The following is a 13,515-nucleotide window of genomic DNA, read 5'->3' on the forward strand; positions in this document are numbered from 1 at the left end:
ATTTGCTTTGCGCGCCAGATTGCCTAATCCGTCAATATGACACGCAAACCTGCACTCGCTTTTCTGGGCCTGGGCGTTATGGGCAGACCCATCGCCGCACATCTTGCCAGAGCCGGATATGATATCGCGATTTACAACCGCACAACCCAGCGCGCGCAAGATTTAGCCGCTGCTCTCAAAGGCGAGGGTTACGAGGTCGCCATTGGGGTAACTCCGGCAGAGGCTGCGGCGCGGCGCGAGATCATTATCACCTGCGTGGGCAATGATGATGATCTGGCACATGTGCTGAACGGCCCGCACGGCGCCCTATCGGTGATGCACGGCAATGTCTTGATAGATCACACCACCGTGTCACCGGGAATGGCGCGCAAAGTGGCCAAATTATGCGCGGCCCGTAATATTGCCGCTGTCGACGCGCCTGTTTCCGGCGGACAGGCAGGCGCCGAAAACGCAGCTTTGGCGATTATGTGCGGCGGCACGGCAGACGCCTTTGCCAAGGCAGAACAGGTGATGAAGGTTTACGGCAAAACGATTGTCCATATTGGCGAAGCCGGGGCGGGCCAAACTGCCAAAATGGCAAACCAGATGTGCATCGCAGGAATATTGGGCGGGCTCAGCGAAGCAATCCGGCTGGTGCAGGCATCCGGCGTCGATGCGGAGAAAGTTCTGGCGGCGATTTCGGGCGGTGCCGCCCAAAGCTGGCAGATGGACAATCGCTGGCCAACTATGGTGGCGGGTGAATTTGATTTCGGCTTCGCCATTGATTGGATGCGCAAGGATTTGGGCTATGCCCTGCAAGAGGCAGAGCGGCTTGGATTGGACAGTCCGGTCACGCAGCTGGTTGATACGCTGTATAAAGACGTGCAAGAATTGGACGGCGGCGCGCGGCAAGATACCAGCGCGCTCATTCGCCGGTTACCGCTGAAATCGGGGAATGAGTAAATGAGGAAGCCCATGAAACGCCTGTCACTCCGGCGAACCGTTCTTTCAGGACTGACCGCCACTGCCGCTATGTTCAGCGCAACCGCTTACGCCGATACTCTGGTGGATAATATCCAAGGCATAACCATTGGCGACAATGGCCAGGTTGAACGCTTTTCCGCTTTATGGATTGATGATGACGGGCGGATCAAGCAAGTGCTGACTCGCAACGATGATCTACCGCGAGGGACCGACTTCCGCGTCGATGGCAAGGGAAAGTACGTCATCCCTGGTCTGATTGATTCGCATTTGCATGTGATGGGACTGGGCTTTGGCGCGCTGACACTGGATTTGTCCGGCACAAATTCTCTTGCTGAGGCGCAGGTACTGATCGCGCAATATGCTGCGGAAAATCCGGGGCGGCGCTGGATCATCGGGCGCGGCTGGAATCAGGAGAAATGGGGCCTCGGCCGCTTTCCGACCGCCGCCGAGCTGGATGCAGCCGTGGCAGACCGTCCGGTTTGGCTGGAACGGGTTGATGGCCATGCAGGCTGGGCAAATAGCCGGGCGATGGAGCTTGCAGGCGTCACCAGAGCGACCAGGGCGCCATCAGGCGGCAGCATCACCCGCGACAGCAATGGTAACCCGGCCGGCATTTTCGTGGATAATGCCGCCGCCCTCGTCCAGGGCTCTGTCCCGCAGCCCCGCCCCGAAGATCGCGATCTTGCCTTATCCAGGGCGCAGGACATTCTGCTCAGCTTCGGTATTACAGCTGCTGCTGACATGGGCACCACTATCGAAGATTGGCAATCCTTCCGCCGGGCTGGCGATGGCGGATGGCTGAAAATGCGCATCCTGTCCTATGCTGCCGGGACAGAAGCGATGGAACTGATCGGCGGTCCGGGCCCGTCACCCTGGCTTTATGACGATAAATTGCGCCTGAACGGTGTGAAGCTGTATCTTGATGGCGCGCTTGGTTCACGCGGCGCATGGCTCAAACAGCCCTATAGCGATGATGCTGACAATATCGGACTACCCCTGCAAACCGGCGCGCAATTGCGCAATCTGATGAGCCGGGCGGCGCTGGACAAATTTCAACTGGCAATCCACGCCATCGGCGATGCAGCCAATAGCGAAGTGTTGCAGGCGGTCGATGAACTGTCGGGCACATATGATGGCGACCGCCGGTGGCGGGTCGAACATGCGCAGATCATCGACCCGCAAGACATCGCTGCTTTCGGCAAGCACGGAATAATCGCCTCGATGCAACCGGTCCATCAAACATCCGACAGGACTATGGCGGAGGCTCGGCTTGATGAGCCCCGACTGGAAGGCGCTTATGCGTGGCGCAGCATGCTCGCGGCGGGTGCTCGATTGGCGTTCGGATCGGACGCGCCGGTCGAATCGCCAGATCCTTTTGCCGGTCTCGCGGCGGCAATGTCACGCACCGGACCCGATGGGGAGCCATTTGGCGGCTGGCGCGCGAAAGAAGCGGTCAGCAGAGAGCACGCTCTGGCCGGATTTACTTCCGATGGCGCCTATGCCGGATTTGCTGAGGGACGATTCGGACGATTGGTAGCTGGCGAGCGTGCCGATTTCGTAATCATCGACCGCGACCTGATGCTGTCGTCACCCGCGGACATCCGCGCGACTCGCGTTTTGGCAACATGGGTCGGGGGCGCCGAAGTCTATTCGGCTGCGCCAAACCGGTAATGCCATGCTTCGGATCTTGCGCGGCAAACGCCTTGTCGGGTTTGTGGAACGCTTGAACCACAGACGCCTGACGATTGCGCGCGTTAATAAAAACGAAACGATAGACGGGCATTGGCCTGACCGGTGGACGCCAGGCACTGCGCAAGCTTTGCTGCGGTAGACTATGCGGTTGGGCGGATGGTTGGGCCCTGCGGAATATCGTTACAATCCGGTAACATTTTCGGCATTTGATACAAAGTTAGGGGTTGCCTCATTGAGACCAGTCCCCTATCGAGACATCGAGAATTAAACAATTAAAGTGCTCTAAGGAGACATCAATGAAGTTTCGTAATATTCTTGCTGCAACTGCTGCAGTAACCTTGGCTGCTTCGCCAGCCGTTGCACAAGCTGTTGAAGCTGATCGTGACGCCGCACCGGTAACTGGTGAGAGCGAGCTCGGTGGTAAAGGTGGCGCGGGTCTTATTCTTGCTCTGCTGGCAGCTGCGGCGATCATCGGCGGTATCGTAATCGCTGCTGACAACAATGATGATGATAACCCAGTTAGCCCATAAGCTTACTACTTTTGAATTGAAAAAACGGGGCTTTCGGGCCCCGTTTTTTTGTGCGCGTCACAAATTGGGCCCTAACCAGACTTCACAGGACGAGATTTTCATAGAGACCGCAGCCACGACACAAGGAGGGTAAGCGGGCCACAACGGGCGGGGCAGCGATTACGATGCACCGCTATTGCCCAGACATGTTGTCCTATGCTGGGTCCGGTTTTGCAGCCTTGCGTTCACCAAACCGCATGATCAGCAGAGATCCTTCGAAAAGCAACAAGAGCGGGACGGCGAGAATGAGCTGGGACCCTGGATCGGGCGGTGTCACAATTGCGGATAGCGCGAACACCAGAACGATTACATAGCGGCGAGCGCCCGCCAGTTGCTGGCGGTTCACGATACCTGCGCGGTTGAGCAATAACAGCAACACGGGCAGCAGGAAACTGATGCCAAATGCCAGGATAAACTGCATCACGAGCGACAGATACTCGCCAGCTGCGGGCAATGCTTCCAGCTTTACGCCGCCGGTTACGCCTTCAAAGCCGATAAACCACCGGAATGCGGTGGGCATGACGATATAATATGCCAGCGCCGCCCCGGCGCCAAACAATATCGGTGTCGCGAATAGAAACGGCAAAAATGCCCTTTTCTCGTTGGCGTAAAGCCCAGGCGCGACGAACGCCCAGAGCTGGTTAGCTATAATCGGAAATGTCAGGAAGAACCCGGCAAACAGCGCGACTTTTAACTGCACGAAAAACGCTTCATACAGCTTTGTATAGATCAACGTCCCTTCCCCGGGCGGGAATGCTGCCTCCAACGGCCGTACCAAAAATCCATATACTTCATTGGCGAAATACAGCCCGATGCCAAACCCAATCACCAATGCGATGATGCAGCGCACCAGCCGCCCGCGCAGCTCGATCAGGTGGTCGAGCAGAGGGGCTTGCGACTCGTCGATATCATCTATGCCAATTGCCATCCGGGCTACTTCCCGCGCGGCTTGCCAAGCGGCAGCGTGGGTTCATCGGCATCAGGCCTGTCAGTGCCGGACCGCGATGACTGCCGGGGGGACTGCCGGGGGGACTGTTTGGCAGACTGTACTGGCGTGATATCAGCAGGTCCGGGCGGCAGTTCGCCAACATTGTCTTGCCGCTTGGTTGGCGTGGGCCCGGCATCCGGGCCGCTTTCACCATATGGGTCCGCAGCGGTTTCCAGCGGGCCCATTTCCCCTGCGGGCGTTTCTGCCATGATCCGGGCGTTCTGTTCTTTCCACTTTTTCTCCATATCCTCCATCTCGGCTTCACGAACGATAGAGTCGAACCCGGCCCGGAACTGCGCGGAGGCATTGCGCAATTTACCGACCCAGCGCCCTGCAACACGCAGAGCCGCAGGCATATCCTTTGGCCCGATCACTATGATCGCAACCACGGCGATCATCAGCAGTTCGAGAGCACCAATATCAAACATGGAAAAAGCGGTGCCTTAGCGAATATCAGGAGGGGTCCGGGGTTTTGCTCTTGGCCGGATCGGAGGCGGCGGCGTCTTTGGCAGGCGCTTCCAGAGAACCGGCGGATTTGGCATCTGCGGTATCATCCTCGTTCATGCCTTGTTTGAAGCTTTTGATACCTTTGCCAAAATCGCCCATCATTTCAGAAATACGTCCGCGACCAAACAGGACAAGGACGACGAGAGCGATAATGATGAGCTGCCAGGGACCTAGCGACATGATTGAGTTCCAATTCCAAAAGCGCGTATCTTCCCGGCCGATATAGGTATGATCAGAGCGAAACGCCAGTGTATCGCCATTGGTCACACCTTCTCATCATCAGCACCGGAGGCGGAACCGCTCTCAATCTCTTCTGCGCCGGTGAGAAGACCATAGGCCTCATCGACCGGATCAAGCAGACCAGCGGCGCGCAACTCATCCATCCCGGGTAAATCGCGGCGCGACTTGAGCCCGAAATGCTGGAGAAATTCCGGCGTCGTGGCGTAAATAACCGGGCGGCCTGGTACTTCACGCCTACCCGCCGCGCGCACCCAGCCCGCCTCCATCAATACGTCAAGCGTCCCTTTTGCGGTTTGCACGCCGCGTATTGATTCAATCTCGGCGCGGCTGACCGGTTCGTGATAGGCGATAATCGCGCATAGTTCGGTCGCCGCGCGTGACAGGCGGCGGACCTGCTCCTTCTCGCGCCGCAGCAGATGCGCCAGATCGGCAGCGGTCTGGAAATGCCATGCCTTTGCCCGCTCAACCAGAGTGATACCGCGATCCTGATAATGGCTTTGTAACGCGGCAAGACCCTCTCGGATTGTGCCTTTTTCTGCATCTCCCAAATGTGCGGCCAAAGCGTCAACGCTCATCGGCTCTTCCGACGCGAACAAAGTCGCCTCCAACGCCCGCTCCAGCGAACCGGGTACGGCCTCGCTCATGCAGAAGCGCGCCCGGCCAATCGGCGCAAACGCAGCGGACCGAAAATATCGTCCTGCTGCATTTCTGCCTTGCCCATACGCGCCAGTTCCAGGGCCGCAACGAAACTGGATGCCAAGGCAGAGCGGCGCAGGCGCGGTTCGGCATGCGGCGGCAAGAAATCCTCCAGCACCATCCAGTCGAGCGTTACACTGAGCATGTTGGAGACCCGGTCAAGCGCGCTTTCCAGAGTCATTACCGGACGGTTGCGAACCATGTGGACCGCCGGTGCGGTGCGCGCTTTCACCCGCCCATACGCCTGCACCAACGCATACCAATCGCAGCGCCACTGCGTTGTCCGGTCAGTGCGCAGCCCCTCGGGCGCGCCGCGCAAAAACACGTCCCGGCCGATCCGGTCACGCGCCATCAGCCGCGCCGCCGCTTCTCGCATTGCGCCCAGCCGCTGAAGCCGTAATTGCAGTTTTAACGCCAGTTCTTCGGGGCTGGGATCCTCCTGCTCCTCCTTGGGCAGCAGCATCGAGGATTTCAGGTAAGCAAGCCAGGCGGCCATCACCAGATAATCTGCCGCCAGTTCCAGTTTGAGCGTCTCCGCCCGGTCAATATATTCAAGATATTGATCGACCAGATTGAGAATGGAAATCGCGCGCAGATCGACTTTTTGCCGCCGCGCCAGATCGAGCAGCAGATCGAGCGGCCCGGCCCAGCCATCTAACTCCAGATAGAGCGCGGCATCGCCGGGTTCAGCCGCAGTCCGAGCCGTCCAGTCAGCATCGCTGGACGGTTTAGCTGGCCCTTGGGCGGGCGCTTCAAACATGAAGCCGCCACCGCGCGCATCAGTGACAGCCTTTGCACTGCCATCAGCCTGTTTTACGCCGCGCTCCTGATCAATCATGCGGCGGATTTCGCAATGGCCAGAAACTCGTCCCGCTTGACCAGCAATTCGGTCTTGTCGCCCGGCATTTGCAGTTCGTCTGCGTAGTGTAAGGCGCGCTCGAGCCGCTGTGACACTGTTTCAGACATAACGGGAATACGCGCGGTCAATTGCTCCATATCAGCCATCTTCGCCCAGCAATTGAGAACGATATCGCACCCTGCAGCTATGGCTTTTTCAGACCGTTCCGGCACGGTCCCCGGCAACGCCTGCATATCGATATCATCGGTCAGCAGCAGCCCGTCAAAACCGATATGTTCGCGGATTACTTCGCGAATAATCGTTTCGGACAGCGTTGCGGGATTATCTCCATCCCAGGCAGTGAACAGCAAATGGCCAGTCATGCCTACCGGCGCGTCGGACATGCTGCGAAATGGCGCAATATCCCGCTCCAGCTCTGCCCTGTTCGCTGTGACAGTCGGCATTTCCTTGTGCGTATCGGTGAGTGATCGCCCGTGGCCCGGCATATGCTTGATACAGCCAGCCACACCGCCGCGCGCCAGCCCGTCCAGAGCCGCCCGCCCCAATGCCGCCACCTGTTTGGGTTCGCGCCCAAATGCGCGGTCGCCGATCACATCATGCGCGCCATCCTGACGCACATCGAGCGGCGGATAATAGTCGACGGAAACGCCCATCTCGGCCAGTTCGAGCCCCATCGCATAGGCATTGAGGCGGGCTGCCTCGATCGCACTGGCCGGGGCAATCTGATACAGCGCATCGAACGCCTCGCCCGCTGGAAAGGGGGACCATAATGGCGGACGCAACCGCGCCACGCGCCCGCCCTCCTGATCGATCGAAATCAGCAGTTTCTCCCGCCCGTGAATTGCGCGCAGAGAATCTGTGAGAGCACGCAATTGCCCCGGAGTTTCGCAGTTTCGCCCGAACAGAATATAGCCTGCCGGATCAGCCTCCTTGAAGAAGGCTGTCTCATTTGGCGTCAGAGCGGTTCCGGCCAATCCAAAAATTGCAGGTGTCATCACCGATAAGCGTTGCACCAGCCCGCGCTTTGCGCAAGCATTTGTGGCCGCCCCCATGTGCAAAAGTTGCCGGGCGCAGCAATCAATCGCTGCGCCCCCTTACCCCTCACTTCACCTGACACGCAATCCCGTCAGCCTTCAAAGCACGGCACAGCTGATCGGCCGCAGCCCGGTCGCTGGCGATGGCTTGCAGGCGGAACACAGTGCCAATATCGGCCTGCCCTTGCTCAATCCGGTATGTGAAGCCATTCAAGGCATCGGTTTGGCGGGTCAGACGGTTCCAGCCTTCGACCGCGCTTTCCCGTGTCGAGAAGGCAGCGACCTGAACGCCGACACCGCCGGACCGCGCGGCTGAACCACTTGCAGAGGCATCGGCATTATCAGCAGCACTGTCCGAACCGCCACCTCCGGCGCCGATTGTGGCTGCGTCAATACTCGGTTTGGCGCCCTCGGCATTGCTGCCATCAGCACTACCGGTATTCATCCGCCCTTCCCGGCTCTGACCATCACCCACGACCGGTGCGACATCGCCAGTGCCCGCAAATTCCTTGCCGCCAGCGTCTTCCGGGCGCGTTTTCATCGGCCCTTCGGGCGCTGCTATCGTGCTGCCATCGGCAACCAGCTCAGGATCAGGACCGCGATTACTGAAATAGTATATAGCGCCCAAAATTAGCGCGAGCAGCAGCAATGCGAGAAGGCCAAGACCGATAATCCGGCCGGTATCCACGCCCTCATCCTCCTCATCGTAATCCGATTCCAGCCACGGCAAGGGGCCGTCATCTTCCACGAGGGAGAGTTCGTCACTATCGCGGTCGATTTCGCCCGTTGTCACTACGGTATCATAGCCGGTTTCAGGGCCGGTCTCAGGGCCGGTTTCAGGGGTGCCATCAAGATCGGTCATGTCATCACCGGATGCATCACCACTGCGGCCATTATCATTCTGAATAGTCATTACTTCACATCTCCTCGACCGCTTCGACACCCAGCAAAGCCAATCCGTTTCGGATAATCTGCCCGATTTGGGACGCCAGGAACAGCCTTGCCGCGCTCAAATCAGCTTGCTGTGCCACGATGAACCGCTTTTCAGGCCGGTCATTGCCGAGATTGTAATAGGCATGAAATGCTCCGGCGAGGTCGTAGAGATAAAACGCAATGCGGTGCGGTTCGCGCGCCGCGGCTGCCGCTTCGACAATCCGCGGAAATTGCGCCGCTTGTTTAACCAGATCGAGCTCTTCAGCGCCCAGCAGTGCCGTATGATCGGGCGACGGGAAAAACCCCTCTTTCGCACCCTTGAGCAGTGTCGAATGGACGCGCGCATGGGCATATTGAACATAGAATACAGGGTTCTCCTTCGACGCCTCTATCACCTTGGCAAAGTCAAACTCCATCTGCGCTTCGGGTTTGCGCGTCAGCATCGTGAAGCGGACAACATCCTTGCCCACTTCCTCGACCATGTCGGCCAGGGTTACGAAATTGCCCGATCGTTTGGACATTTTCAGCGGCTCGCCGTCGCGCATCAGCTGGACCATTTGCACCACCTTCACGTCAAACGGAATGGTTTTGCCTTCGCCTTCGGCCAGCGCAGCAACAGCAGCCTTGATCCGCTTGACCGTGCCCGCATGATCGGCACCCCAGATATTGATCAGCGCATCGGCATTTTCCGCCTTCTGCATGTGGTAAGCGAGATCGGCCCCGAAATAGGTCCATTTGCCGTCTGACTTTTTGATCGGGCGGTCCTGATCATCACCGAACCTGGTCGAGCGGAACAAGGGCAATTCGACCGCTTCCCAATCCTCCGGCGGGGCCTTGCCCTTGGGTGCCTCCAGCACGCCATCATACACCAGATCATGCTGGCGGAGCCATTGTTCCGCAGCGTGCGGCTTGCCATCGGCCTGCAAGACCGCTTCGGAAGCGAACACATCATGATGAATGTCAAGCGAGGCAAGATCAGCTTTGATCATGTCCATCATCGCTGCAACCGCATGTTTACGGAACGGTTCCAGCCATTGGCTTTCATCCGCGTCTTTGAACCGGTCGCCAAAATCTGCGGCGAGCGTCTGGCCAACCGGGATCAGATAGTCCCCGGGATAAAGCCCTTCGGGGATCGCGCCGATATCTTCGCCCAGCGCCTCGCGGTAGCGCAGATGAACCGACCGCGCGAGCACATCGACCTGGCCGCCAGCATCATTGACATAATATTCGCGAATAACGCGGTGGCCCGAATATTCAAGCAATGCCGCCAGCGCATCGCCGACCACGGCCCCGCGGCAATGGCCCATATGCATCGGGCCGGTCGGATTGGCAGAGACATATTCGACATTAACCGACAAGCCGCCACCCATTGGGGACCGGCCATAATCAGCGCCCAAGGCGGCTATTGTGCCGAGCTCTTGCTGCCATGCGCTGTCCGACAGACGCATATTGATGAACCCCGGTCCCGCAATTTCCGCTGAGACAATATCCGGATCAGCGGCCAGCTTCTCAGTGATTTTCTCGGCCAGAGCGCGCGGATTGGTTTTGGCGGATTTGGCCAGTACCATCGCGGCGTTGGTTGCCAGATCACCGTGGCTGGGATCGCGAGGGGGTTCAACCGCGACGTTGCTGCGGGGTGTTGCGGCGGGCAAAGCGCCTTCGGTTTCCAGTGCGGCGAGAACGGCATCCACCTTTGCGGCAAAGGCTGCGTGAACGGTGGTCGCGGCAAGCGCGGCGGCGGCAGCGGCAGGGGCAGGTATTTCAGACATCACGCGCGCCTAGCCGAATTGGGCAGAATCGCAAGAGTGCGGCGTCGCACCCCGAAAAGAGACAGCAAACCAGTTACCGGGTGGCGTTATAGGCCAATTGCTGTTGAGTCAGCTGAAAACCGATCAGCAGTTCAAAAGTTGCCCGGTTCAATGCAGCGCGCACTTGCGGATCAGCCAGCGGATCAAGTGCGGCATCGGGATCACCGGCCTTGCGGCGGCGGGTGATTTTCTCGCGAATATCATCAGGCAAGGTGGCCGAAGCACGGTCCACAAAGGCGCCGGCCCTGGCAATGCCCTGCGCGCGTTCAGCACCGTCAGCAAAGGCAATCGTCACAGTGCCGATGCGCTTGGCCTGAACCGCCGAGCCGCCTTGCAATACGGTGGAAAAAAACGGCAGTTCAACCGTGCGGGCCCCGCGTGTGTCGGTGCGGCGTGCCAGCACGTCAAAGCGTGCCTCGGAATAGACTTTCGCACCGGCATCACTGCATGTGCTACGTACATTGGTGATGGCCGCAACCACGTCAATCTGGTCGGCAGTGGACGCACCAGCAGTTCTAAAAGTGGTGATATCACCGGTAAAATCGGGAATGCCCACCGCCGGACAGGCCGAGCGGACCGCGGAAATACCGACCCCCTGATCCACAATCAGATCGCCTTCGCGCGAACAACCCGCCAGAGCAGCCATCAAAATCAGCGCAGAAAAAATCGGTCGGCGAAGGGTCATGCAAGGTAGCCTTTAAAAATCGAACGACGCGGCTCTAGCGGTGCGCGTGGCAAAACGCTAGAGGGGTGGATATGAACGCCCCCTTGCAATCCCCCGAGAATAGCGCGGCCAGCCCCGCCCTCACGCTCCTAATCGCGGCGCCGCGCGGCTTTTGCGCCGGTGTTGACCGCGCGATCGAGATCGTCGAACGCGCGCTCGACCGTTATGGTGCGCCCGTCTATGTCCGCCACGAAATCGTCCATAACAAATTCGTGGTGGATGGCCTGAAGGAGAAAGGCGCGATCTTTGTCGAGGAACTGGACGAAGTTCCCGATGGCGCGCCGGTCGTGTTCAGCGCGCATGGTGTACCCAAGGCTGTTCCCGCCGAAGCAGAGCGGCGCGGCCTTGATTATCTCGATGCGACGTGCCCGCTGGTCAGCAAGGTTCACCGGCAGGCGGAACGGCAGATCGAGGCAGACAGACATATCATCTTTATCGGCCACCGCGGCCATCCCGAAGTCATCGGCACGATGGGTCAGGTACCCAAAGGCATGATGACTCTGGTAGAAACGGTAAACGATGTCACCGCCTTGTCATTCACGCTGGAAGAGCCGCTGGCATTTTTGACGCAGACGACATTGTCAGTCGACGACACAGCCGAAATCGTGCAGGCGCTGCAAACCAAATATCCACAGATCGTCGGGCCGAAGGCCGAAGACATCTGCTACGCCACATCCAACCGCCAGGCAGCGGTCAAACAGATCGCACCCGGCAGCGATCTGATCCTGGTGATCGGTGCCCGCAACAGCTCCAATTCCGTCAGACTGGTTGAAGTGGCCGAAAAATGCGGAACCGATGCCAGGTTGATCCAGCGCGCGAGCGATATCGATCCGGCATGGCTGGACGGTGTTGGCACACTTGGCCTGACGGCGGGTGCCTCTGCGCCCGAGCAGCTGATCCGCGAAGTCGTCGATAAAATTGCCGAATGGCGTATTGTCGAGGAGCATACCCTGGTGACGGCGGAAGAAAAAATGGTCTTCAAACTTCCGCGCCAGCTGACCGACTGAACCGCGCCGCATCATGGCAGTGTACACCCATCTTGGCGCGGAAGTTCTGGCGGAGCTGATCAGCCATTATGATGTCGGCGCGCTGGTATCGGCCAAGGGGATTGCAGAGGGTGTTTCAAACAGTAATTGGCTGATTGAAACGACTGGCACCGCTGGCGCCAATACGCGGTTTATACTGACCATGTACGAACGGCGCATTGACGTGCGCGAATTGCCATTTTTTCTTGGCCTGCTTGATCACCTCGCGGCACAAAATTGCCCGGTTCCTGCCACGATCCATGATCGCAGCGGCAATGCGTTCCGGCAATTGGACGGCAAACATGTTGCGCTGATCGAATTTCTGCCCGGCGTTTCAGTGGATGAGCCCACCCCTGACCAAGCCCGCGCAGTGGGCACCGCGCTGGCGCAAATCCATACCGCATCGGAAAGTTTTGCGGCGTGCAGAGCCAATGATCTGCGCCCCAAAGACTGGCAGGATCTGTTCGCGCAGTGCAGCAACGGCGCCATGACCGCGATCGACGCGGCACTGCCCGAAGCCATCGCGCGCTATCTACCCGATCTGATACATATGTGGCCGGATCATCTACCCACCGCGACCATTCACGCCGATCTGTTTCCTGACAATGTCCTGATGCTGGGTGACCGCGTGACCGGACTGATCGACTTCTATTTCGCCTGCACCGATATTGCCGCTTACGATTTGGCCGTAACGCATGCAGCGTGGTCTTTTTCAGATGATGGGAGCCGATTCCGTGCAGATATTTCTGCCGCCTTGATCGGCGGCTACACCGCTGTAAAGCCGCTCAGCCCGCAGGAAGCAGACGCCCTTCCGATCCTTGCCAGAGGCGCTGCAATGCGTTTCGCCGCAACCCGCACGTTTGATTGGATCAATACGCCAGATACCGCTTTGGTCGCGCGTAAAGACCCAATGGCATTTATCCGTAGACTGCACCATTATGATGCGCTTGAACACAAAGCCTTCCAAACACATATCTAAACGGGCAGAGCAGCCATCATGAAACGTGTTGAATTATTCACCGATGGTGCTTGCAAGGGCAACCCTGGCCCCGGTGGATGGGGCGCATTGCTGCGCATGGGCAGCCACGAGAAAGAGCTGTCGGGCGCGAGCGCGGATACCACCAATAACCGGATGGAGCTGACCGCTGCAATCAGGGGCCTGGAAGCGTTGATCGAACCGTGCGAGGTCGATCTGTATTCGGACAGCAAATATGTTCTCGACGGGATGACCAAATGGGTCGAGGGGTGGAAGAAACGCGGCTGGGTCAATGCCAGCAAGAAGCCTGTCCGCAATGCCGACTTATGGCATGAGCTGATCGAAGCTGCGGCCCGCCATAGGGTTCATTGGCATTGGGTAAAGGGACATAGCGGACATCCCGAAAATGAACGGGTGGACCGGCTCGCATCTGATCAGGCGGACAGTGTCCGATAAGCGTGACCCGAAACAAACCAGCCCGACCCTTACCGATCGGGCTTC

General features: G+C 58.6%; 15 protein-coding genes. 6 read left to right on the plus strand and 9 right to left on the minus strand.

The window, feature by feature from the left end:
• The first annotated feature begins 36 nt into the window (after positions 1 to 36).
• The 3 genes from WA922_RS06275 to WA922_RS06285 all read left to right on the plus strand — a co-directional run bounded on the left by WA922_RS06275 (position 37) and on the right by WA922_RS06285 (position 3,185).
• Positions 37 to 942, plus strand: a complete 906-nt coding sequence (locus tag WA922_RS06275; protein WP_424770832.1) for an NAD(P)-dependent oxidoreductase — start codon at positions 37 to 39, stop codon at positions 940 to 942.
• Between the two features lie 12 nt (positions 943 to 954).
• The gene (locus tag WA922_RS06280) at positions 955 to 2,634 is read left to right on the plus strand and encodes an amidohydrolase (RefSeq protein WP_424770833.1); all 1,680 of its coding nucleotides are present in this window, start codon (positions 955 to 957) and stop codon (positions 2,632 to 2,634) included.
• A 317-nt stretch (positions 2,635 to 2,951) separates the two neighbouring features.
• Positions 2,952 to 3,185 carry a hypothetical protein gene (locus WA922_RS06285; RefSeq protein ID WP_424770834.1) on the plus strand — a complete coding sequence of 78 codons (234 nt, stop codon included), beginning with the start codon at positions 2,952 to 2,954 and terminating at the stop codon, positions 3,183 to 3,185.
• Positions 3,186 to 3,378: 193 nt separating this feature from the next.
• Here WA922_RS06285 and tatC read toward each other — a convergent pair whose 3' ends face one another.
• The 9 genes from tatC to WA922_RS06330 all read right to left on the minus strand — a co-directional run bounded on the left by tatC (position 3,379) and on the right by WA922_RS06330 (position 10,974).
• Positions 3,379 to 4,152, minus strand: a complete 774-nt coding sequence (gene tatC, locus WA922_RS06290; RefSeq protein ID WP_424770835.1) for a twin-arginine translocase subunit TatC — start codon at positions 4,150 to 4,152, stop codon at positions 3,379 to 3,381.
• 5 nt (positions 4,153 to 4,157) lie between these two features.
• On the minus strand, positions 4,158 to 4,640 hold the full coding sequence (gene tatB / locus WA922_RS06295; RefSeq protein ID WP_424770836.1) for a Sec-independent protein translocase protein TatB: 483 nt from the start codon (positions 4,638 to 4,640) through the stop codon (positions 4,158 to 4,160).
• Positions 4,641 to 4,665: 25 nt separating this feature from the next.
• A complete protein-coding gene (gene tatA / locus WA922_RS06300) occupies positions 4,666 to 4,899 on the minus strand; it encodes a twin-arginine translocase TatA/TatE family subunit (protein WP_424771001.1) in 234 nt (77 codons plus the stop codon).
• 83 nt (positions 4,900 to 4,982) lie between these two features.
• Positions 4,983 to 5,603 carry an SMC-Scp complex subunit ScpB gene (scpB, locus tag WA922_RS06305; protein ID WP_424770837.1) on the minus strand — a complete coding sequence of 207 codons (621 nt, stop codon included), beginning with the start codon at positions 5,601 to 5,603 and terminating at the stop codon, positions 4,983 to 4,985.
• The gene (locus tag WA922_RS06310) at positions 5,600 to 6,415 is read right to left on the minus strand and encodes a segregation and condensation protein A (protein WP_424771002.1); all 816 of its coding nucleotides are present in this window, start codon (positions 6,413 to 6,415) and stop codon (positions 5,600 to 5,602) included. The genes scpB and WA922_RS06310 overlap by 4 nt, the downstream gene beginning before the upstream one ends.
• A gap of 74 nt (positions 6,416 to 6,489) precedes the next feature.
• Positions 6,490 to 7,509, minus strand: coding sequence for a beta-N-acetylhexosaminidase (gene nagZ / locus WA922_RS06315; RefSeq protein WP_424770838.1), 1,020 nt, complete (start codon positions 7,507 to 7,509; stop codon positions 6,490 to 6,492).
• 106 nt (positions 7,510 to 7,615) lie between these two features.
• The gene (locus WA922_RS06320) at positions 7,616 to 8,461 is read right to left on the minus strand and encodes an SPOR domain-containing protein (protein ID WP_424770839.1); all 846 of its coding nucleotides are present in this window, start codon (positions 8,459 to 8,461) and stop codon (positions 7,616 to 7,618) included.
• Between the two features lie 4 nt (positions 8,462 to 8,465).
• On the minus strand, positions 8,466 to 10,250 hold the full coding sequence (gene argS, locus WA922_RS06325) for an arginine--tRNA ligase (RefSeq protein ID WP_424770840.1): 1,785 nt from the start codon (positions 10,248 to 10,250) through the stop codon (positions 8,466 to 8,468).
• Positions 10,251 to 10,323: 73 nt separating this feature from the next.
• Positions 10,324 to 10,974, minus strand: coding sequence for a hypothetical protein (locus tag WA922_RS06330; RefSeq protein WP_424770841.1), 651 nt, complete (start codon positions 10,972 to 10,974; stop codon positions 10,324 to 10,326).
• A 71-nt stretch (positions 10,975 to 11,045) separates the two neighbouring features.
• Here WA922_RS06330 and ispH point away from each other — a divergent pair, with 71 nt between their 5' ends.
• The 3 genes from ispH to rnhA are packed head-to-tail and all read left to right on the plus strand — an operon-like array spanning position 11,046 to position 13,470.
• On the plus strand, positions 11,046 to 12,020 hold the full coding sequence (gene ispH, locus WA922_RS06335) for a 4-hydroxy-3-methylbut-2-enyl diphosphate reductase (RefSeq protein ID WP_424770842.1): 975 nt from the start codon (positions 11,046 to 11,048) through the stop codon (positions 12,018 to 12,020).
• Between the two features lie 13 nt (positions 12,021 to 12,033).
• Complete coding sequence (gene thrB / locus WA922_RS06340; RefSeq protein ID WP_424770843.1) at positions 12,034 to 13,017, plus strand: homoserine kinase; 984 nt, start codon at positions 12,034 to 12,036, stop codon at positions 13,015 to 13,017.
• An 18-nt stretch (positions 13,018 to 13,035) separates the two neighbouring features.
• A complete protein-coding gene (rnhA, locus tag WA922_RS06345; RefSeq protein ID WP_424770844.1) occupies positions 13,036 to 13,470 on the plus strand; it encodes a ribonuclease HI in 435 nt (144 codons plus the stop codon).
• The last annotated feature ends 45 nt before the right edge of the window (positions 13,471 to 13,515 follow it).

Origin of the sequence: Pontixanthobacter sp. (assembly GCF_049682855.1) — a bacterium.
Taxonomy (GTDB): Bacteria; Pseudomonadota; Alphaproteobacteria; order Sphingomonadales; family Sphingomonadaceae; genus Pontixanthobacter.

Excerpts from the sequence above, each read along its gene's own strand:
- WA922_RS06275 (WP_424770832.1), top strand. The coding sequence starts at position 37 with ATGACACGCAAACCTGCACTCGCTTTTCTGGGCCTGGGCGTTATGGGC.
- WA922_RS06280 (WP_424770833.1), top strand. The coding sequence starts at position 955 with ATGAAACGCCTGTCACTCCGGCGAACCGTTCTTTCAGGACTGACCGCC.
- WA922_RS06285 (WP_424770834.1), top strand. The coding sequence starts at position 2,952 with ATGAAGTTTCGTAATATTCTTGCTGCAACTGCTGCAGTAACCTTGGCT.
- tatC (WP_424770835.1), bottom strand. The coding sequence starts at position 4,152 with ATGGCAATTGGCATAGATGATATCGACGAGTCGCAAGCCCCTCTGCTC.
- tatB (WP_424770836.1), bottom strand. The coding sequence starts at position 4,640 with ATGTTTGATATTGGTGCTCTCGAACTGCTGATGATCGCCGTGGTTGCG.
- tatA (WP_424771001.1), bottom strand. The coding sequence starts at position 4,899 with ATGTCGCTAGGTCCCTGGCAGCTCATCATTATCGCTCTCGTCGTCCTT.
- scpB (WP_424770837.1), bottom strand. The coding sequence starts at position 5,603 with ATGAGCGAGGCCGTACCCGGTTCGCTGGAGCGGGCGTTGGAGGCGACT.
- WA922_RS06310 (WP_424771002.1), bottom strand. The coding sequence starts at position 6,415 with ATGTTTGAAGCGCCCGCCCAAGGGCCAGCTAAACCGTCCAGCGATGCT.
- nagZ (WP_424770838.1), bottom strand. The coding sequence starts at position 7,509 with ATGACACCTGCAATTTTTGGATTGGCCGGAACCGCTCTGACGCCAAAT.
- WA922_RS06320 (WP_424770839.1), bottom strand. The coding sequence starts at position 8,461 with ATGACTATTCAGAATGATAATGGCCGCAGTGGTGATGCATCCGGTGAT.
- argS (WP_424770840.1), bottom strand. The coding sequence starts at position 10,250 with ATGTCTGAAATACCTGCCCCTGCCGCTGCCGCCGCCGCGCTTGCCGCG.
- WA922_RS06330 (WP_424770841.1), bottom strand. The coding sequence starts at position 10,974 with ATGACCCTTCGCCGACCGATTTTTTCTGCGCTGATTTTGATGGCTGCT.
- ispH (WP_424770842.1), top strand. The coding sequence starts at position 11,046 with ATGAACGCCCCCTTGCAATCCCCCGAGAATAGCGCGGCCAGCCCCGCC.
- thrB (WP_424770843.1), top strand. The coding sequence starts at position 12,034 with ATGGCAGTGTACACCCATCTTGGCGCGGAAGTTCTGGCGGAGCTGATC.
- rnhA (WP_424770844.1), top strand. The coding sequence starts at position 13,036 with ATGAAACGTGTTGAATTATTCACCGATGGTGCTTGCAAGGGCAACCCT.